We start from the raw sequence: 18,488 nt of genomic DNA, 5'->3' as shown, positions 1-18,488 counted from the left end.
TAAAGAAGAATGCCGATTCGCTGAAGGGCGTTAGGATAGCAAAGAATCGGGTTCTGCGGCGGTTCGCGCGCGTGATCGCGGCGTCCAGGATGTACAATGAGCTAGCCGAATTGCAATTCTTAACTGTTTGTTGCTAATCGATTGTCGCCGTATAGATTTAAAGTTCGAACTGGGTGGAAAATTGGTTTATGCTGGAATGTAGATTTGATCGATCATTTTCCGTCAGAGATATCGAGTCATAGTGAGGATTGAAAATATGAAATCGCTACTACAGTTATTCCTGATGTTGAGTTTGACAGGCTGGACCTTGCTCTGTCGCGCCGATGATTTTTCGGATGGTGTGAGTTTGTATGAACAGAGAAATTTCTCTGCTGCAGCGGCGGCATTCAAGAAAGCGGCGGACCAAGGAAAATCCGATGCACAGTTTAATCTTGGCTTGATGTATTTGAAGGGGGAAGGTGTCACTCAAGATTATGTGGAAGCGAAAGCGCTGTTTGAAAAAGCCGCGCAACAGAATAACGTACGAGCACAAGTCAATCTTGGCCGCATGTATGCAAAAGCCAAGGGTGTCGCTCCCAATTACGGGATGGCTGTGCATTGGTTTAGTAAGGCCGCGGAGCTAGGGTATGCTGACGCGCAATACAGTTTAGGTGTTTTGTACGTCAGCGGTCATGGGGTGACACGTGACTATGATAAAGCGCGCGATCTGTTCTCTAAGGCTGCCGAACAGAAGAACGCGAGCGCACAGTATCAGCTGGGGCTGATGTACTTCAAAGGAAAAGGCGTAGCAATCGACAATGTCGCTGCCTTGAAATGGCTGATTCTTGCGGGTGACTACGAAGATGCTGTGACTTATCGCAAGTATGTTGAATCGCAGATGAGTAAGGCGGAAATTGAGGAAGCAAAGAAGGATGCGGCGGAGATGAAGTGAGTGGACTTCTATTGGATGAAAGAGTGGAGTCGGAATCGTGCGTGGAGTGGAATAGGCACAGCCGTACTAACTCCAAAACTTGTAAAAACGAAAGAAGGCCGCAAACTTTATTTGCAGATTAAGCATTTCAATTAGAATGTTGTGTGATCAGAATCGGAAATCATGCGGTGGCGCGGGTTGCACCCGCCCTACATGGCTGGTTTAACCTCGATTTTATGTATTGAGGAAGGTTTGGAATTTATGCGATTACTAATTCAGATTTTATGTTTGACATTGCTCTGGCTATACTCCTCAGCTTCGATCGCAGGCAACCTGACGATTGATAATCTTCGAGGAGAAGACTGCTCTTACTTTGATGAGCAAACGGATACCGAGTCGATAAGTTATTGGCGACGCCACCCACCCTTTGTTGGATTTCGAAAAGGTGAAAAGCTTTTGGCTGGCGGGGATGGAACATGTGTGCTCGGGTTCCCGAAGTCAAAAGATGGACGGGCGTTGATTTCCGTGAATGGGAAGAAGATTACGGTTTTTCCTGTTGGTGATGATTCAGGTTTTAAGTCTGCTGACGGATCGACCTTCGTAGAATTAAAAGTGACTGGCACCGAAAGCACCTGTGTCGCGGGTGAGGACAAGTGCTGCGGTGATTATACCTATGTCACGATTACGGTCCATCTGGGCGGCAAGAAATCGCAGGTAAGAGCGGCAACCTACTCGGGAGGCTAGGCCTCAATAATGTAGGTGCTCTACAGACCTACAGCTCAATATGGATTTCTCGTAGGTTGGGCTGCCAAGCCCAACGTTATAGCGGCGTGAAAAAAATTGTTGGGCTTTTCAGCCCAACCTACGCAACTTTAATCTTAAGCCTGTGATTCTACAGAACCTAGATTCCCGCTTTCGCGGGAATGACGGAACTTCGTGTAAGAGACTTACTTCGCGTTCAGATTACTCGCAACAAAAAAGCGCTTCAAACCTCGAAGCGCTTCTTCATTTGCAACTCAACTAAAATCAATCAACCCAACTTAGCAAACTGTTCCTTCATCTTGCTCAAGGTCGCGGAGAAGTTCGCCATGCGTTCTTTCTCTTGTTCGACTACGGCGGCTGGAGCACGTGCCACAAAACTTTCGTTGCTGAGTTTCGCTTGCGCCTTGTTGATTTCTGCTTCGAGCTTCGCCATTTCTTTAGACAGGCGTTCGCGTTCTGCAGCGACGTCGATTTCGACTTTCAACATCAGCTTGGTTTCACCAACGATGGAGACTGGAGCTGGTGATTCTGGCAGTGTGTCGAGGATTTGCACTTCGGAGAGTTTCGCCAAAGCGGCCATGTATGGCGCATAGCTTTCCATGCGAGCTTTGTCCGCAGCGTTGGCTGGTTGCAGCAACAGTGGTACGCGCACTGCTGGTGACAATTGCATTTCACCGCGCAAGTTACGGCAGGCGTCGGTGCTGGCTTTGAGGCCGGTCATCCAACGTTCTGCTTCTTCGTCGATGGCTTCCGCATTGGGCAAAGGATAGCTTTGCATCATGATAGAATCGCCTTCGACTTTCAATGTTTTGCCAGCCAATGGCGCTACGGTTTGCCACAAGGCTTCGGTCACGAATGGAATGATAGGATGGGCCATACGCAAAGTTACTTCCAAGACGCGCAACAAAGTGCGACGTGTGGCGCGTTGTTGTGCATCGTTGCCCTGTTGGATTTGTACTTTGGCGACTTCGAGGTACCAGTCGCAGTATTCATCCCACACGAACTTGTAGATGGCGGATGCGATGTTATCGAAGCGGTAGTCGGCGAAACCTTTTTCGATCTCGGCCTCGACGCGTTGCAAGGTGGAGATGATCCATTTGTCCGCTTGCGAGTACGCTAAATCATTGTCAGTCGCAGTGCCGGTGAAACCGCAATCTTTGCCTTCGGTATTCATCAACACGAAGCGGGTCGCGTTCCACAATTTGTTGCAGAAGTTACGATAGCCTTCGCATCGACCTAAGTCGAAGTTGATGTTACGGCCTAAGGATGCGTAGCTCGCCATCGTGAAGCGCAAAGCATCGGTACCGTACGCAGGAATGCCATCGGCGTATTCTTTGCGCGTGGCCTTTTCAATCTTCGGCGCGTCACTTGCACGCATGAGACCAGTAGTGCGTTTAGTCACTAAATCATCAACACTGATGCCGTCGATCAAATCGATAGGGTCTAGCGTATTGCCTTTAGACTTAGACATTTTTTGACCGCTAGAATCACGTACCAAGCCATGCACGTAGACGGTGTGGAAAGGCACTTTGCCGGTGAAGTGTGCCGTCATCATGACCATGCGCGCTACCCAGAAGAAGATGATGTCGAAACCAGTCACCAAGACAGAAGATGGCAAGAACAGTTTGCTATCGACCGTCAATTCTGGCCAGCCCATGGTGGAGAATGGGACCAGTGCAGAAGAGAACCATGTATCGAGCACGTCGTTGTCGCGATTCAATGTGCCAGTGTAACCAGCAGCGGCGGCTTTCTCTTTGGCTTCGGCTTCATTGCGTGCCACGAAGACTTCGCCGTTGTCGCCATACCATGCTGGGATTTGATGACCCCACCACAATTGGCGTGAGATACACCAGTCTTGAATATTGTTGAGCCATTGGTTGTAGGTGGTGTTCCAGTTTTCTGGGACGAATTTCACTTCACCATTCGCGACTCTTTCGAGTGCGACTTCGGCAATCGATTTGCCTGGGAAGTGTGTGCCCTCTGGTGCTGGTTTGCTCATCGCCATGAACCATTGATCGGTCAACATCGGTTCGATGACGACATTGGTACGGTCACCACGTGGCACCATTAGTTTGTGTGGTTTGACAGATTCGAGTAAGCCTAATGCATCGAGATCTGCCACCATTTGTTTACGTGCGACGAAGCGGTCCATGCCTTGATAAGCAGCGGGGCCGTTGTCATTGATTTTGGCATCCAATGTGAGAATGCTGATTAATGGCAGATTGTGACGTTGACCTACAGCGTAATCGTTGAAGTCGTGTGCTGGTGTGATCTTGACGCAGCCAGTGCCGAATTCTTTATCGACATAACTATCAGCGATGACAGGAATTTCGCGATCCGTCAGAGGCAGTTTCAACCTCTTGCCAACGAAGGCCGTGTAGCGCTCGTCAGTTGGATCAACCGCCACGGCGACATCACCGAGCAAAGTTTCTGGACGTGTCGTTGCTACGGTCAAGTGACCGCTGCCATCGGCGAATGGATAACGGATGTGCCACATCGAGCCATCTTCTTCTTCCGATACCACTTCCAAATCGGAGACGGCGGTACCCAAGACTGGGTCCCAGTTCACTAAGCGTTTGCCGCGATAAATCAAACCTTGTTCGACCAAGCGTACAAACACTTCAGTCACCACTCTGGAGCGCTCTGCATCCATCGTGAAGTATTCGCGATTCCAATCAGCAGAAGCACCCATACGGCGCATTTGACCGGTAATCGTGGAGCCCGATTTTTCTTTCCATTCCCAGACTTTTTCTAGGAACTTTTCACGGCCCAAATCATGGCGCGAAATTTTCTGCGCATCGAGCTGACGTTCCACCACGATCTGTGTCGCGATACCAGCGTGATCGGTACCAGGAATCCATGCCGTGTTATGGCCGCGCATACGATAGTAGCGGGTTAAGCCATCCATAATGGTTTGGTTAAACGCATGACCCATGTGCAAGGTGCCAGTGACGTTTGGTGGTGGCAGCTGAATACTGAATGATGGTTTGGATTCATCGGTGGTCGCCGTAAAGTAACCACGTTGTTCCCATTCTGTGCGCCAAAACGATTCGATGGTGGCGGGCTCAAACGATTTTGCTAATTCCATGGTGTGCTTCGATTCACTAAAAGTTGAGATTGGTGTTGCAGCTTCTATCAAGCTTGATACGAGGCCGTTGAGTTACTTGATGAGAGGTCTATACAAGTGACTCGCGAATGCTCGTTTGCGTAGCATCGATAGAGAAGCGGCGAAACCTTTGATTATAAATGAGCATCAGCGGTCTACCCTAGTGGCCGATGCAGTTTTTATCGTGTTTTTAGAGTTGTTTTCCATGCTTCATGGTGCTTTTGCAAAGAAAATAAAACTTCATGTGGAGATTTGCAGACAAAATAAATCGTTCAAGATGAAAAAGCTTCGTGATGCTCTGTGGAAAATGCTAGGATACGACTGCGCACCGCCCGCACATTTGTGAGTGAAAACCTAAATACTTTTACAGCATTTTTCGTTCCCACTTTGGCAGCTCTCATAAGTCTGAAGCGCAGTATCGTCGTTGCCGAGCCTAGACGAGTAGGGCAATAAATTGAGACAAAAAGCCGAAAAAATCGAGCAAATAAGTCGAGAAAATAAAACAAAAATCGAGGAGTCAACTACCTGCGTAAAAGCCGCCAGCGGTACTGTGGCGGCTAAGGTGGTGTTAGTGCATGGTCAAAGGTGAATGACATATGATGGATTTTGGTCAACAGTTTGTTATACAAAATTCGACCTTGCTCCGATCTGATCATGGTAAAAAAGACTTCTTTTTATTGCAATCGGAGAGTGGTCTTCGGGTAATTCTGCAACTTATTCTCCCAATAATTTTTCTCCTTCTGCTGTCGATTGCCTTACCTGGCCCAGTTCACGCGGCGGATGATGCTTTGGCGCAGAAAATTCATCAGATCCAAGATTTTTCTGATCGAAACAACGAAGAGGGAATCAAGCAATTACAACAACTGAAGCAAAATCTTCCGCCCAACGCGAGTGCGCAAGCACGGCTGAATTTGATTGAGGTCTTGAGTGGTTTGCTGTATGACGCAGGTCGTGTCAAGGAGGCCAACGCACTTTATGACGAATACAAAAGCCTTGCTCAACAACTCAACGATAAAGAAACCTTGGTATTGATTTCTATCTTTGATGCATTCGACGTCTACGAAAAGTCTGGTTTCGATGCGGCTAACGAGCACCTCGACAAACTTGCGGCTGAGGTGGAAAAAAGAAGTTCTGTGGTGCGATACCGATATGCATGGGCTCGGGCTCAATTGAGCTTCGCGCAAGGGAAGTTCGATGGGGCTTTGAAGCAGTATTTGTTGATGCTCGATTTGATAGAGCAGTTACCTCGCCGCCAGCTCCAAGCTCGGATGTACACGTGGCAGCAAATTTCTAACTTGTATCTCTCGGGTTTGAAAGATGCAAAGAAGTCGTACGAAGCGACCACTGAGGCGCTCGCAGTGTCGTCAGCACTGACAATGCCGAAAGCCTATGTCGAAATCTTGATCGTGCGTGGTGCAGCGTTGTCGCAGTTAAAGCGTAATCACGAAGCCTTGAAAGAATACGATACCGCACTGGGCATCGCTCGCCAAGAGGGTTTGCCATTTGCTGAGGCCGCCGCTTTGTTTAATATCGCGGATCAATATTTGATTCTCAAAGATTATCGACGCGCAGAGCAAGCTGCGCGGGACTCTATCGCTGTTAGCGAGCGTTTAGAAGATAAGTTCAGCAAGATGGGGGCGCAGGTCAATTTGGGATTGGCATTGGCCTATCAGGGCAAGATTAAGCAAGGTGTGGATCTCGTCAATGAGAGCATTGAATTTTTCCGTAAAAACTCGGGCAAGCAAGCGATCGAGTCGATCAACGGCGAGTTGGCGGCGATGTACGAATCTGCAGGGATGTATAAAGAAGCTTTAGTCCTTATGCATGAGAAGCAAGCCTTGAGTGAAGAGTTGTATCAAGCGGAACAAGCCAAAGAAAGTGCAAAACTGCAGGAAGAATTCAATGCTGAGCAACGTAAGAAACAGATTGAGTTATTGGGCAAAGATAATGCCTTAAAGGATGCCGATATTCGCAACCACCGATTGCGTCAGATGGTGACGTTGCTGGCGTCCATCATTGCTGCATTGGCGGGCTGTTTCATTTACATGCTGTATCGTCGCAGCAAGAAGTTAAATGCGCAATTGCGGGAAATGAATACACAGCTCGAGTTCCACGCTGTGCGCGACCCATTAACAGGTTTGCATAATCGTCGCTCCTTCATTACTTTGATGTCGACCCGTGTGGCGCGCGTAGAAAATGAACGACGCGAAGGACCTTACGGTAATCCCGATTGCATGATTTTGCTCGACATCGATCACTTCAAACACATCAACGACACATGGGGACATTCTGTCGGCGATATGGTCTTGAAAGAGGTGGCTACTCGTTTGCGCAGTGTGGTTCGCGATGAAGATATGGTGATGCGTTGGGGTGGTGAAGAGTTTCTCATCTTTTCGCCGAAGTCTAATCCAGAACAAATTACAAATTTGGTCGAACGTGTCTTGCGCACCATCGGTGAGGATACCTTCATGCATGGCAACTTGCCAATTCCAGTGACTGTCACAGCCGGCTTTATTTCAGTGCCATTTTCTGATGTGCCGGAAGATATTTGTGATTGGGAGCGTGCGCTACAAATCGCCGATATGGCTTTGTACCTGGGTAAAACACATGGTCGAAATCGTGCCTACGGTTTGGCGAAGTTGTTGGTGCCACATGAAGATGCCATCCCAACTTTGACGCATGATTTGGCGGCAGCAATTAAACAAAATATGGTGGAGGTCATTGAGGTACTTGGCCCGCCACAGACTCAGGCACATGTGTAGTCGGCACGCCTTCCGGTATTGAAAATGAATGCCGCATGAAGGGCGGAGTTATTGATTCAAGAGCGTCTTTCAAGACGCTCTTTTTATTTGCACTGCGTGGATGCTGGTACCACATTAAATAGACCGTGTCAGACGCTCCCCCGATAAACTGAAGTGGGCTTTCACTGCCTGTTTGCAAATTGTAACTAAGGAAGGCTATAATCCGCCGGCGCATTGAATTGACGTGCGCAACAACGCTAGGGGTCCTGAGTGCGAGTCGCTCGGGTGAGAAATACCCTTGAACCTGATCTGGATAATGCCAGCGAAGGGAAGCAGCCATCTTGACATTCACCTTCTTGCGCCATGGTTTGTGGTGCTTTGGTCGAATCGAATGTGGAAACTCCTTTGCTGGCTCCGTGCCGCGCAAAAACGCAAAGGAGCCAAATGAACGCCAACCCTCAATTCCTCGCTACCACTGCCCAAGTGGACGAGGCCGCCATTCAAGCTTTACCGAATTCTCGTAAGATTTATGTGACGGGCTCGCGTCCCGATCTGCGCGTACCCATGCGCGAAATTTCGCAAGCCGATACACCAGCGATGTTCGGCGCGGAAAAAAATCCACCGATTTATGTTTACGACACTTCTGGTCCATACACCGACCCTGAGGTGCGCATCGATATTCGTTCTGGTTTGCATGCGCTGCGTGCCAATTGGATTGCTGAACGTGCTGATACCGAAGAATTAGGCGGCCCCAGTTCCGCTTATGGTGTCGAACGCTTGAATGATCCGAAGTTGCAGTCGCTGCGTTTCAATCTACAACGCAAGCCGCGCCGCGCCTCGTCCGGAAAGAACGTCACGCAAATGTATTATGCGCGTCAAGGCATCATCACGCCGGAGATGGAGTATGTCGCGATTCGCGAAAAACAAGGTCGTGCTGAGTACCTAGAACAATTGCAGCAAAGTAGTCCACAAGGCGCAAAGTTAGCGGCGATGATGGGACGTCAGCACGCGGGACATTCGTTTGGTGCCAGCATTCCACAAGAGATCACGGCAGAGTTTGTACGAAGTGAGATTGCCCGTGGTCGCGCGATTATTCCGGCCAATATCAATCACCCTGAAATCGAACCGATGATCATTGGTCGAAACTTCATGGTGAAGATCAACGCCAATATCGGTAATTCTGCAGTGACTTCATCGATTGGCGAAGAAGTCGAAAAAATGACGTGGGCGATCCGCTGGGGCGGTGATACGGTGATGGATCTGTCGACCGGCAAACACATCCACGAAACACGCGAGTGGATCATTCGTAATTCGCCCGTACCGATTGGAACCGTGCCGATTTATCAGGCCTTGGAAAAGGTCAATGGCAAGGCGGAAGATCTGACTTGGGAAATTTTCCGTGACACCTTGATTGAACAAGCCGAGCAAGGTGTCGATTACTTCACGATTCATGCGGGCGTTCGTTTGCAATATGTACCGCTGACCGCCAATCGTATGACTGGTATTGTGTCGCGCGGTGGTTCGATCATGGCGAAGTGGTGTTTGGCGCATCATCAAGAAAACTTCTTGTACACGCATTTTGAAGACATCTGCGAAATCATGAAGGCCTACGACGTCTCATTCTCACTCGGTGATGGTTTGCGTCCGGGTTCGATTTACGATGCCAATGATGAAGCGCAATTGGGAGAGTTGAAGACGCTCGGTGAGTTGACGCAAATCGCGTGGAAGCATGATGTGCAAGTTATGATCGAAGGTCCCGGTCATGTGCCTATGCACATGATCAAAGAGAATATGGATCTGCAATTGGAGCAGTGCTACGAGGCGCCCTTTTATACGCTGGGCCCATTGACGACTGATATCGCACCTGGTTATGACCACATCACGTCTGGCATCGGCGCCGCGCAAATTGCTTGGTATGGTACGGCGATGTTGTGTTACGTCACACCGAAAGAGCATCTGGGTTTGCCAAATAAAGCCGACGTTAAAGAAGGCATCATCACTTACAAAATCGCTGCTCATGCAGCGGACTTAGCCAAGGGTCATCCGGGCGCACAAATTCGCGACAATGCCTTGTCTAAAGCCCGCTTTGAATTCCGTTGGGAAGATCAATTTAATTTGGGACTTGATCCCGATCGCGCTCGTGAATTTCATGATGAGACCTTACCAAAAGATTCCGCCAAAGTCGCGCATTTCTGTTCTATGTGTGGTCCCCATTTTTGTTCCATGAAGATCACGCAAGAAGTACGCGACTTTGCCAGCAGCCAAGGGCTCAGTGAAAGTGATGCCCTGCAAAAAGGCATGGAAGTAAAGGCCGTTGAGTTCATGAAGACCGGCGCAGAAATCTATAAGAAATCTTAGGAGAACGCGATGGAAATTCAAATCAATGGTGAAACCAAATACTACCCATCCGAATTGAATCTACAGAGCCTGATTGCCGAACTGAATATCGGCAATCAAGCAATCGCGGTGGCAGTGAATCGTGACGTGATTAGTCGTTCGCAGTGGGCGGAGTGTGTTCTGCGCACTGGCGACGTCATAGATGTGGTACGTGCCATCGGTGGTGGTTGATCACTGACTCGATAATCTTCATTGTGAGGCGCATTGCGTTGTCGAAAATACTCGCAATGCCGACGTATTGCTCCGCTTTTCTTCTAGCACTGCATCCTCAAAATGAAGTTTCTCGGGCTGGTGAGTTGGCGAGCAATTGATGCATCGTTGCGACTCGAAAAACTAAGGAAGGTGACTTGATTCAAAAGAATACTGAGTTGCAAACCAATAGAAAAATTGAGGGAAAAATCATGACAACAGAAACAAAACCAAACAGCCTGACGATTGCAGGTAAGACGTATCAATCGCGTTTATTGGTCGGTAGTGGAAAGTACAAAGATCTCGAACAAACTAAGCTTGCTACCGAAGCGAGCGGTGCGGAGATTATTACGGTGGCGATCCGCCGTGTGAATATTGGTCAAGATCCTAATGCTCCGAGTTTGCTTGATGTGGTGCCGCCATCGAAGTACACCATCTTGCCGAATACGGCCGGTTGCTATAACGCGAAAGACGCGATCTACACCTTGCAGTTGGGGCGCGAATTATTGGGTGGTCACAAGTTGTGCAAATTGGAAGTGCTCGGCGATGAAAAGACTTTGTTCCCGAATATGCCTGAAACATTAGAGGCGGCTAAGGTCTTGGTCAAAGATGGTTTTGATGTGATGGTGTATTGCAGTGATGATCCGATTCAAGCGCGGATGTTGGAAGACATCGGTTGCGTCGCTGTTATGCCGCTTGCTTCGCTGATCGGCTCGGGTATGGGTATTCTGAATCCGTGGAATTTGTCGTTGATCATCGAGCAAGCCAAGGTCCCGATCATTGTTGACGCCGGTGTCGGCACGGCCTCCGACGCCGCGATTGCGATGGAGCTTGGTTGTGATGGTGTTTTGATGAACACGGCGATTGCAGGGGCGCGCGATCCGAATCGTATGGCACGTGCCATGGGCTTGGCTGTCGAAGCAGGACGTGAAGCCTATTTGGCGGGACGTATTGCTCGCAAATTCGCGGCGTCGCCTTCGTCACCGATGCTTGGGCGTGTGGCCTGATGCAGACGCAGCCAATCAAGCCAGTGCAGCGCCCACAGCAACGGCCTTGTGTTCTCGTATTTGCGGGGCATGATCCCAGTGGAGGCGCTGGCATTCAAGCCGATATCGAGGCGGTGACGGCGCAGGGTGCACATGCTCTGCCTATCATTACCGCCTTGACCGTGCAGGATAATAATCGCGTCTATCAGGTGCATCCGATTGACGCTGACATCATTGAAGCGCAAGCAAGGGCGCTGTTTGCTGCAATGCCGATTCATGCGGTGAAGTTAGGGATTGTGGGGAGCGCGCGCAACGCGCAACGTATCGCTGAATTGATCAAAGAACTGCAGGAAGAGCGGATAAAAGCAGGAAACAAAGCGAGTGCATCAATAGCAGACGCGGATACTCAGATCGCGATGACGCGTTCACTGGATGTGGTACTCGACCCAGTATTGGCGAGCGGTGCTGGACAACGTCTAGCGATCGATGAGGCGTGCGCTGCCATCCAACCGTTGCTGGAAGTCGCCACCTTGATCACGCCTAATTTGCCCGAGCTGTCACGTCTCGCGAGTTTTGGCTCGGGTGTTGCGCAGAAGGCGCAATCTTTGTTGGGCGGTGCTTGCCAAGATGTTTTGGTGAAAGGCGGGCATAGCGAAGAAGACGCAGTGACGAATCGATGGTTCTCGCAAGCATTTCCACACACTGAGAAACAATGGACCTGGCCGCGCTTAGCAGGAAGTTTTCACGGCAGCGGTTGTACTTTAGCGTCGGCCATCGCCGCGCAGTTAGCGTTAGGGCGCAGCTTGGAAGTGAGTTTGCTGCGAGGGCAATCCTACACACAAGCGGCACTGCAAGGTGCATATCGGATTGCCGATGGCCAGTTGATGCCACATCGATTTCGTAGCGTGTGAGCCTCGATCCTAGCGGGGAATTTTGAATAGAAAGTGTATGTATGCAAAACAGAGCTTGGCAAAGTGGTTTGTACTTGATAACGCCCAATTGGGATGATACGGAGCAATTGCTAGCGGTTACGGAATCAGCCTTACAAGCCGGTGTGGCATTGCTGCAGTATCGGCACAAAACGGCTAGCCCGAGTTTGCGACTGGAGCAGGCACAGGCATTACAACAACTGTGTCGACGTTATCAGTCCACTTTTGTGATCAATGATTCCGTTGATTTAGCCTTGCAGCTTGATGCGGATGGTGTGCATGTGGGGGGAACCGATGTGAGTGTTGCGGAAGCACGCGCAGCACTTGGTGAGCATAAGTTGGTCGGCGCTTCCTGTTATGGAGATCTCGGATTAGCGCAACAAGCGTATGCGCAAAAAGCCAGTTATGTGGCGTTTGGTGGGTTTTATCCCTCCGTCGTCAAAAAATACCCAGTGACAACCCCACTCGACATTGTTCTAGTGGCGAGAGATGTAATACCACTTCCGATTGTCGTGATCGGTGGTATGACGGTGGAGTTAGCCCGTCCTTTACGTGAACGCGGGGCAGATCTCGTCGCAGCGATCAGCAGCGTGTACAACAGTGCCGATCCCTGTGATGCGGCAAAGCAATTTGTTTCCTTGTTTAAATAAAAAACAAGCGCTAAGACCACTTGGCTGTGGCGAAATTCTGCTGGATTCGCATGAATACATCGAAAATTGTAAAAAAAGCCGTGTAAATGCGGTCAAATTTTTTCATGTAAAGGTCCTTTAAGGTATGATCTTGGCACAGATTGCATGATGTCGCCTCAAGATTTCCGATGAGAAATTAGGGCGAATTAGGACTAACGCATGCGAATTTTGCACAGAAATGCTGCTACAAATTACCGTCGGTAGTTTGGCTGTTGGCAAGACTGAGTAAGGTGCGCGCGTGAATCCTCACAATAATAAGACCTATACGATCAGAATGACTCAAACAACATCTATGGTGGCTGCAGCCAAGGGCAACCACCGCTTCATTTTAGAAATGCGCGGCTTCTCGGAGGCAGAGAAGAGCATGCTGACTTCAACCTTCCGCCTCACCAGCCGTAGAGCGATGTCTTACGTGGAGCCTGAAGCAGGCGATACGCGCGCAGATATTTATTTAATTAACGCGGACAACCCAGACGCCTTGCAAGATTTGGCACGACGCGATATTGGCGTACCAAATGCCCATTCACCAGCGGTGGTAGTTGGACGATCGGCAGTTGAAACGCCGTGGCCTTTTGTGCCCAAGCCTATCCACTGGATGCGTTTGTTTGAGAAGCTTGATGAAGTCATGGAGCAAGCTTTGAAGGAGCGTGATCGTCGCGCTCAACAGGCTGCAACGCAATGGGATGGCACGAGTATGCGTCGTTCCAGCGATCAAAAGCGTAAGCCAGTACCAGTCTCTGAGCCCGTCGCTCTGCGAGAATCGGTCTTGGTGGTCGACGATAGCGCTACGGTTCGTGCTTTCATGCGCATCAAACTCTCGCCATTTCAATTTGACGTCGATTTTGCAGAAACCGGCGAAGAAGCGATTGAGAAAGCCAATCAAAAAAATTACACCTGCATCTTCTTGGACATCATGATGCCCGGCATCGATGGTTATGAAGTGTGTAAGCGCATCAAAGGAAATGCCAAAACGAAGTCGACCGCGGTCGTCATGTTGACCAGCAAATCCTCAATGATCGATAAATTCCGTGGCAGCTGGTCTGGGTGCAATGCCTACCTAAGCAAGCCAGTGGTCGAAGACGAACTGTTAGCGACCATCGCTAAATTCCTGCCGAGTGCTTTGGAAAGTATTCGGGATTAAGGACTCTCTCAAATCCACATTTCCCCTATGGTATATTTGACACTTGTCGTGATGCACTAATCGCGACAAGTGTCATACTCATCGCCAAAACATATTCACTCATCGCAAAGCGCTCGAAGCGACTGCACTCCATGAATACACTGCCCAACATCCCTCAACAAACATGGAAAGGTGAGATGATGAAACAGTGGAAAATTATCATGAGTGCGATCGTGGTGGCAGTCATTGCTAATACCTCGATGGCCGGCGAAAAGAGCGTAAAACTGCCGAGCGGCTGGATGCCTCATGGAAGTTTAGGAAGCCTTTATTGGACGGGGTTTTCCGCGCCGGATAGTACGGAGTGCGGCACCTCATGTTTTATGTTGGTTGGTATTCAGGATGAAGCACATCAGAAACCCGGGGCTTTTGCGGCCATCACAAAAATGGTCGATGTCAGTCAGTTTCAAGATCATGAATTTTCTCTTTCGCTCAAATATTCGCAAGATGGACGTTTAGAAGACAAAGACGTATGGTTGCGATTCTTTGATGAACGAGGCGAGATTGCGAAGTTGCGCGTCCCGTTGCTTGAGAGAGCAAATGATGCTTTTGCCTCGACCCAAATGAATTTCTTGGTGCCACGACATGCCCAGAAGATGGAGATGGGTTTCGGTTTGAGTGGTTTTGGACGTCTGGAATTTGGTGACTTGAAGCTGACTCCCATTCAGCAACGAGAGTCACTAATCAAGCACATTACGAACACTTCGACTACGTCGATTACCAAGAATGAAGACATCCTCGCGTTGCGCGTTGATCGATAGTCACACTGAATTGAGGAGTGCGTCATGAATCATTGGAAAACCCTATTGGTCGCGAGTGTCATTGCAATCGCAGTGAACGCTTCATTCGCAGAGAGTGTCACTACGCCCATGCCACAGGCTTGGATTCCAGGAGCAGGGCTTGGTAAGCAATTTGCGACGAAATTCGAGCAAGAAGAGAAGTTATCTTCGATTACAGCTGCGTTTGGGCAGGTTAATACTGGAAAAGACAAAGATCAGATCTTTACGATTAGTGCGCGTCCATCGGCCAGTGTGAATGACGCAGGTGTTTTGACGCGAGTGATTGATGTCAGGCAGTGGCAAAATCGTTCTTTTAATTTAGCCTTCTTTTTTAAGCAAGAAGGCGAGATTGCCAATAAGGATGTATGGGTGAGATTCTTTGATGAGCGCGGTCAAATTAGCCTCACTCAGGTGAACTTGCCGCTCTCTTATGATGATCGTAATGCCAAGGAACATTGGTTAAATGCGATCCAACTACTTCGAATTCCGGCGCAAGCTCAACGGATGGAAATCGGTATTGGGATGCGGGGGCAAGGTCAATTTAAAATACGAAATCTCACGATACGGCCGATTCCTGTTAACTATGGTGAGCAAGAGAAAGCTTCTTTAGCGTATGCCGCGCCTACTATGCGCCACATAGAGAACGTGAAAATAGAGAGCATCACGCTAGAACCATAGGGGGACAAACGAATGTTTCATCGACTCTCACCATATCCGCAAAATTCTGTAGTGCGCGAGTTTCGTGAAGATTGGGCCTTGCTTCCGCTTATCTGCGTGGCACTGCTTGGACTCGTTAGTGTGTGGTGGAAGCCGCATGCCATGCTGGCGGATTTGGCCGCTATCTTATGCAATTTTGCGCTGAGCAAGTGGACTTTGAATGGTTTGATGCGATGGCACTCATTGCAACAGGCGTGGACGCGGTGGACCGTCTTAGCCATTGGATTTGCGACGGCGATTCTGTTGGCGCTCAAGTTGCAAGAAAAAATGTGGCCGAGCGACTTGGCACCCCATGCGACGTGGGTGTTGCCAGCGATCCTGGTGGTATTTGTTTTGGTGTTTGTGTTGCCTGAAGCGATTTCAGCCGAGGTGCAAAGGCGTACGCAAATGGCGTTGCAAGAAGAAGAGCGCAAGCACCGTTTACAACGGCAACTATTAGAAGCCAAACTCGCCGCCTTACAAGGTCAGATTGAACCGCATTTCTTGTATAACACCTTGGCAAATGTGCGTGCCTTGATTCGACAAGATGCGGATGCTTCCGAACAGATGTTGAATCATTTGATTGCGTATTTGCGCGCTGCTATGCCTGATCTACGAGTGCCGACGACGAGTTTGGGGCAGGAGTTGGAAAGAGCCGAAGCCTATTTGAAAATTATGGCGATACGACTTGGCGAACGGCTACAATTTGAGATTGAAGCGGATGCGGCAGCACGCGCTTGTTTGATACCACCCTTGAGCGTGATGACCTTGGTGGAAAATGCGATTGAGCATGCGATTGAACCGCAAGTGCAGGGTGGGCGCATCCGTTTGCAGGCGAAGATCGTCGATACGCAACTGCAGATTCTAGTGCAAGATAATGGGCAGGGGCTGAAGGCGGAGCTCGGCGATGGCGTGGGGCTCTTGAATCTGCAGGAACGTTTGGCGGCGATGTATGGCGATGCAGCTCAACTGAGTTTTGCCAGCGAAGCAGAGCAAGGATTAAGTGTGAGCATTATGATTCCGATCGAAGCTGCGCAAATCAATACGTCCCTCGGTAATCAGTTAAAAATCGCAGAAGCAGAGAATCATTAAATAAGATTAAATGACGAGCATCATGAAATCACAAGCGACAGCCATCATTGCCGAAGACGAGAGTATTTTACGCGCCGAACTCAAATCTGCTTTGGCGGCGCTGTGGCCTGAATTGCAGATTGTTGGCGAAGCGGGCGATGGCATTATGGCGGCGTCCTTGCTGCAAGAATGCAAACCTGACTTCGCGATATTGGATGTGCGCATGCCTGGTCTGTCTGGTGTCGAAGTCGCGCGTTTAGCGACTCATCGAGCCCATATCATTTTTTTGACAGCCTACAATGAATACGCGGTCGACGCCTTTGATCAAGGAGCGGTTGATTATCTGCTCAAACCTCTCGATATGGCGCGCTTGGCCTTAACCGTACAAAGGATGAAAGACAAATTGCCGCAAGCGGCGGCCGATCTTTCGGGCATGCGTAGCGAGAAAAAAGTCGGGCCTTTGCGTTGGATACAAGCATCGCATGGTGGGCAGTTGCGTTTCATCGATATCAATGAGGTACTCGCCTTTCGCGCCGATGCAAAATACACCAAGGTCGAAACTGCTAAACTCGAAGCGCATATCCGCACCACCATCAGAGATCTGCTCTTGCAGTTAGATCCTGAGCAGTTTTGGCAAATTTCCCGTAGTGCGATTGTGCGTGTCAGTGCCATCGACGCCGTCAAGCGTATCGATGCTGGTTTATCCTTGCGCATGCGTGATTCGGAGGAATGGCTGCCTGTCTCGCAGGCCTTTCAATCACAATTCCGGCAAATGTAAGCTGACTTGCTTGCTCGAGCGTGGCGGCGTAGGGTAAGGCACTGAATCGCTTTCGCTTTTTTATGTACTCTATTCTTGTTTACTAAACCTGCTAAACTGAACCCCGCTAGAGCGTGTTTAGTTGACCTTGATTTTCAGCTGAGACTACTATATCCGCTAGAGTAGGGTAGTCGGTCGCGCACCCGTTTGGATGCAATTCTTGTTTATTAAAACAGGTGAGCGGCTCCGCAAACAGGAGAGAGTGGGACATGAGCGTCACGATCCGCGATATTGCAAAAGCCACGGGCTTATCGCTCGGCACGATTTCGCGCGCGCTCAAGAATCAAAGCGGACTGACTGAATCGACCCGGGTGCGCGTGTTTGAAGTGGCGCGTCAGCTCGGCTATGACTTTTCGAAATTAAAGAGTGGTCGCGTGCGTCGCATCGCCTTCCTCTTGCATCGCCAGCACAATACTTTGTCGAGTAGCCCCTTTTTCTCGCCGGTACTCCATGGTGCAGAGGCTGCTTGTCGGCGTGAAGGGATCGCTTTATCGTTTGTGGCGATCGGCCCTGCCGAACCTGTGATGGAACAGATTCGCATACATCAACCGGATGCCATTCTTTGTGCGGGTTTTTTCGAGCCAGAAATCCTGCATGCGATTCGTGCCGCGGGTAAGCCGCTGGTGCTGATCGATATGTATCTCGATGACTTCACCTCAATCAATCCCGACAATCGTTTGGGCGGTTACTTGGCGACGCGTCACTTGATTCAATCAGGGCGTAAGCGCATCGCGATGTTGAGTGGCCCTAGCGCGCACTACAGCATTCAAGAGCGTGTGCATGGCTTTCGTAAAGCTTTGTATGACGCCAAAATGCTGGCCAATCCCGAGCTAGAAATTGCGATCCCGCATCACGCGAATGAAGAGGCTAGCGTCAAGAAAGCCATGCTGAAATTGCTGGCCATGACGCAACCACCGGATGCTGTGTTTTGCTACAACGATACGACCGCCTTGACGGCGATGCATGCCTGCTTGGAAGCCGGTTTAAAGATTCCGCACGATATCGCGATTGTCGGCTTTGACAATATCAGCGCCGCGGCCAAATCGAATCCTCCATTGACCAGCATTCATGTCGATAAGGAAGCGCTTGGCGCCGAAGGTGTGGCGATGCTGTTACGTAAAGCGCAAGATGAAGCTGTCGATAAAACCTTAGCAGTGCAATTAATGGTCCGCGAGAGTAGCACGGACGATCTCTAATTCTTATTCTCTCGTGGCGCGTCTGCGAGCTCCTTGGAAGGAA

General features: G+C 49.7%; 15 protein-coding genes and 1 riboswitch. Of the genes, 14 read left to right on the top strand and 1 reads right to left on the bottom strand.

Annotated features, from left to right (window positions below; genetic code table 11):
- Positions 1 to 256: 256 nt before the first annotated feature.
- Both RF679_RS16285 and RF679_RS16280 read left to right on the top strand, forming a co-directional pair.
- Complete coding sequence (locus RF679_RS16285) at positions 257 to 931, top strand: tetratricopeptide repeat protein (RefSeq protein WP_309481685.1); 675 nt, start codon at positions 257 to 259, stop codon at positions 929 to 931.
- Positions 932 to 1,123: 192 nt separating this feature from the next.
- Complete coding sequence (locus RF679_RS16280; protein ID WP_309481684.1) at positions 1,124 to 1,654, top strand: hypothetical protein; 531 nt, start codon at positions 1,124 to 1,126, stop codon at positions 1,652 to 1,654.
- 286 nt (positions 1,655 to 1,940) lie between these two features.
- Here RF679_RS16280 and RF679_RS16275 read toward each other — a convergent pair whose 3' ends face one another.
- Positions 1,941 to 4,760 (bottom strand): valine--tRNA ligase, encoded by a 2,820-nt coding sequence (locus tag RF679_RS16275; RefSeq protein ID WP_309481683.1) that lies wholly within the window; start codon positions 4,758 to 4,760, stop codon positions 1,941 to 1,943.
- A gap of 614 nt (positions 4,761 to 5,374) precedes the next feature.
- Between RF679_RS16275 and RF679_RS16270 the strand changes: the two genes are divergently transcribed.
- The 12 genes from RF679_RS16270 (at position 5,375) to RF679_RS16215 (ending at position 18,445) form a co-directional block, all read left to right on the top strand.
- Complete coding sequence (locus tag RF679_RS16270; protein WP_309481682.1) at positions 5,375 to 7,540, top strand: tetratricopeptide repeat-containing diguanylate cyclase; 2,166 nt, start codon at positions 5,375 to 5,377, stop codon at positions 7,538 to 7,540.
- Between the two features lie 228 nt (positions 7,541 to 7,768).
- A riboswitch (TPP riboswitch) is annotated at positions 7,769 to 7,867 on the top strand.
- A 96-nt stretch (positions 7,868 to 7,963) separates the two neighbouring features.
- Positions 7,964 to 9,877, top strand: coding sequence for a phosphomethylpyrimidine synthase ThiC (gene thiC, locus RF679_RS16265; RefSeq protein WP_309481681.1), 1,914 nt, complete (start codon positions 7,964 to 7,966; stop codon positions 9,875 to 9,877).
- Between the two features lie 9 nt (positions 9,878 to 9,886).
- On the top strand, positions 9,887 to 10,087 hold the full coding sequence (gene thiS, locus RF679_RS16260; RefSeq protein ID WP_309481680.1) for a sulfur carrier protein ThiS: 201 nt from the start codon (positions 9,887 to 9,889) through the stop codon (positions 10,085 to 10,087).
- Positions 10,088 to 10,317: 230 nt separating this feature from the next.
- On the top strand, positions 10,318 to 11,112 hold the full coding sequence (locus RF679_RS16255) for a thiazole synthase (RefSeq protein ID WP_309481679.1): 795 nt from the start codon (positions 10,318 to 10,320) through the stop codon (positions 11,110 to 11,112).
- Positions 11,112 to 12,002: a bifunctional hydroxymethylpyrimidine kinase/phosphomethylpyrimidine kinase gene (gene thiD, locus RF679_RS16250; protein ID WP_309481678.1), complete on the top strand. Its 891-nt coding sequence runs from the start codon at positions 11,112 to 11,114 to the stop codon at positions 12,000 to 12,002. The genes RF679_RS16255 and thiD overlap by 1 nt, the downstream gene beginning before the upstream one ends.
- Positions 12,003 to 12,043: 41 nt before the next feature.
- Positions 12,044 to 12,670, top strand: coding sequence for a thiamine phosphate synthase (thiE, locus tag RF679_RS16245; protein WP_309481677.1), 627 nt, complete (start codon positions 12,044 to 12,046; stop codon positions 12,668 to 12,670).
- Between the two features lie 313 nt (positions 12,671 to 12,983).
- A complete protein-coding gene (locus RF679_RS16240; RefSeq protein WP_309481676.1) occupies positions 12,984 to 13,850 on the top strand; it encodes a response regulator in 867 nt (288 codons plus the stop codon).
- Positions 13,851 to 13,981: 131 nt separating this feature from the next.
- On the top strand, positions 13,982 to 14,647 hold the full coding sequence (locus tag RF679_RS16235; RefSeq protein WP_309481675.1) for a hypothetical protein: 666 nt from the start codon (positions 13,982 to 13,984) through the stop codon (positions 14,645 to 14,647).
- Positions 14,648 to 14,671: 24 nt separating this feature from the next.
- Positions 14,672 to 15,343 carry a hypothetical protein gene (locus RF679_RS16230; RefSeq protein ID WP_309481674.1) on the top strand — a complete coding sequence of 224 codons (672 nt, stop codon included), beginning with the start codon at positions 14,672 to 14,674 and terminating at the stop codon, positions 15,341 to 15,343.
- Between the two features lie 12 nt (positions 15,344 to 15,355).
- Positions 15,356 to 16,453 carry a sensor histidine kinase gene (locus tag RF679_RS16225; protein WP_309481673.1) on the top strand — a complete coding sequence of 366 codons (1,098 nt, stop codon included), beginning with the start codon at positions 15,356 to 15,358 and terminating at the stop codon, positions 16,451 to 16,453.
- 22 nt (positions 16,454 to 16,475) lie between these two features.
- Positions 16,476 to 17,210, top strand: a complete 735-nt coding sequence (locus RF679_RS16220; protein ID WP_309481672.1) for a LytR/AlgR family response regulator transcription factor — start codon at positions 16,476 to 16,478, stop codon at positions 17,208 to 17,210.
- A gap of 248 nt (positions 17,211 to 17,458) precedes the next feature.
- A complete protein-coding gene (locus RF679_RS16215; protein WP_309481671.1) occupies positions 17,459 to 18,445 on the top strand; it encodes a LacI family DNA-binding transcriptional regulator in 987 nt (328 codons plus the stop codon).
- Positions 18,446 to 18,488: the final 43 nt, after the last annotated feature.

This window comes from Undibacterium cyanobacteriorum (assembly GCF_031326225.1).
GTDB classification, from domain to species: Bacteria; Pseudomonadota; Gammaproteobacteria; order Burkholderiales; family Burkholderiaceae_D; genus Undibacterium; species Undibacterium cyanobacteriorum.
The sequence above is the reverse complement of the archived record's forward strand: the minus strand, read 5'-3'. Positions and strand labels throughout refer to the sequence as shown.

Coding starts and splice junctions, on each gene's coding strand:
- RF679_RS16285 (WP_309481685.1), top strand. CDS start 257: ATGAAATCGCTACTACAGTTATTCCTGATGTTGAGTTTGACAGGCTGG.
- RF679_RS16280 (WP_309481684.1), top strand. CDS start 1,124: ATGGCTGGTTTAACCTCGATTTTATGTATTGAGGAAGGTTTGGAATTT.
- RF679_RS16275 (WP_309481683.1), bottom strand. CDS start 4,760: ATGGAATTAGCAAAATCGTTTGAGCCCGCCACCATCGAATCGTTTTGG.
- RF679_RS16270 (WP_309481682.1), top strand. CDS start 5,375: ATGATGGATTTTGGTCAACAGTTTGTTATACAAAATTCGACCTTGCTC.
- thiC (WP_309481681.1), top strand. CDS start 7,964: ATGAACGCCAACCCTCAATTCCTCGCTACCACTGCCCAAGTGGACGAG.
- thiS (WP_309481680.1), top strand. CDS start 9,887: ATGGAAATTCAAATCAATGGTGAAACCAAATACTACCCATCCGAATTG.
- RF679_RS16255 (WP_309481679.1), top strand. CDS start 10,318: ATGACAACAGAAACAAAACCAAACAGCCTGACGATTGCAGGTAAGACG.
- thiD (WP_309481678.1), top strand. CDS start 11,112: ATGCAGACGCAGCCAATCAAGCCAGTGCAGCGCCCACAGCAACGGCCT.
- thiE (WP_309481677.1), top strand. CDS start 12,044: ATGCAAAACAGAGCTTGGCAAAGTGGTTTGTACTTGATAACGCCCAAT.
- RF679_RS16240 (WP_309481676.1), top strand. CDS start 12,984: ATGACTCAAACAACATCTATGGTGGCTGCAGCCAAGGGCAACCACCGC.
- RF679_RS16235 (WP_309481675.1), top strand. CDS start 13,982: ATGAATACACTGCCCAACATCCCTCAACAAACATGGAAAGGTGAGATG.
- RF679_RS16230 (WP_309481674.1), top strand. CDS start 14,672: ATGAATCATTGGAAAACCCTATTGGTCGCGAGTGTCATTGCAATCGCA.
- RF679_RS16225 (WP_309481673.1), top strand. CDS start 15,356: ATGTTTCATCGACTCTCACCATATCCGCAAAATTCTGTAGTGCGCGAG.
- RF679_RS16220 (WP_309481672.1), top strand. CDS start 16,476: ATGAAATCACAAGCGACAGCCATCATTGCCGAAGACGAGAGTATTTTA.
- RF679_RS16215 (WP_309481671.1), top strand. CDS start 17,459: ATGAGCGTCACGATCCGCGATATTGCAAAAGCCACGGGCTTATCGCTC.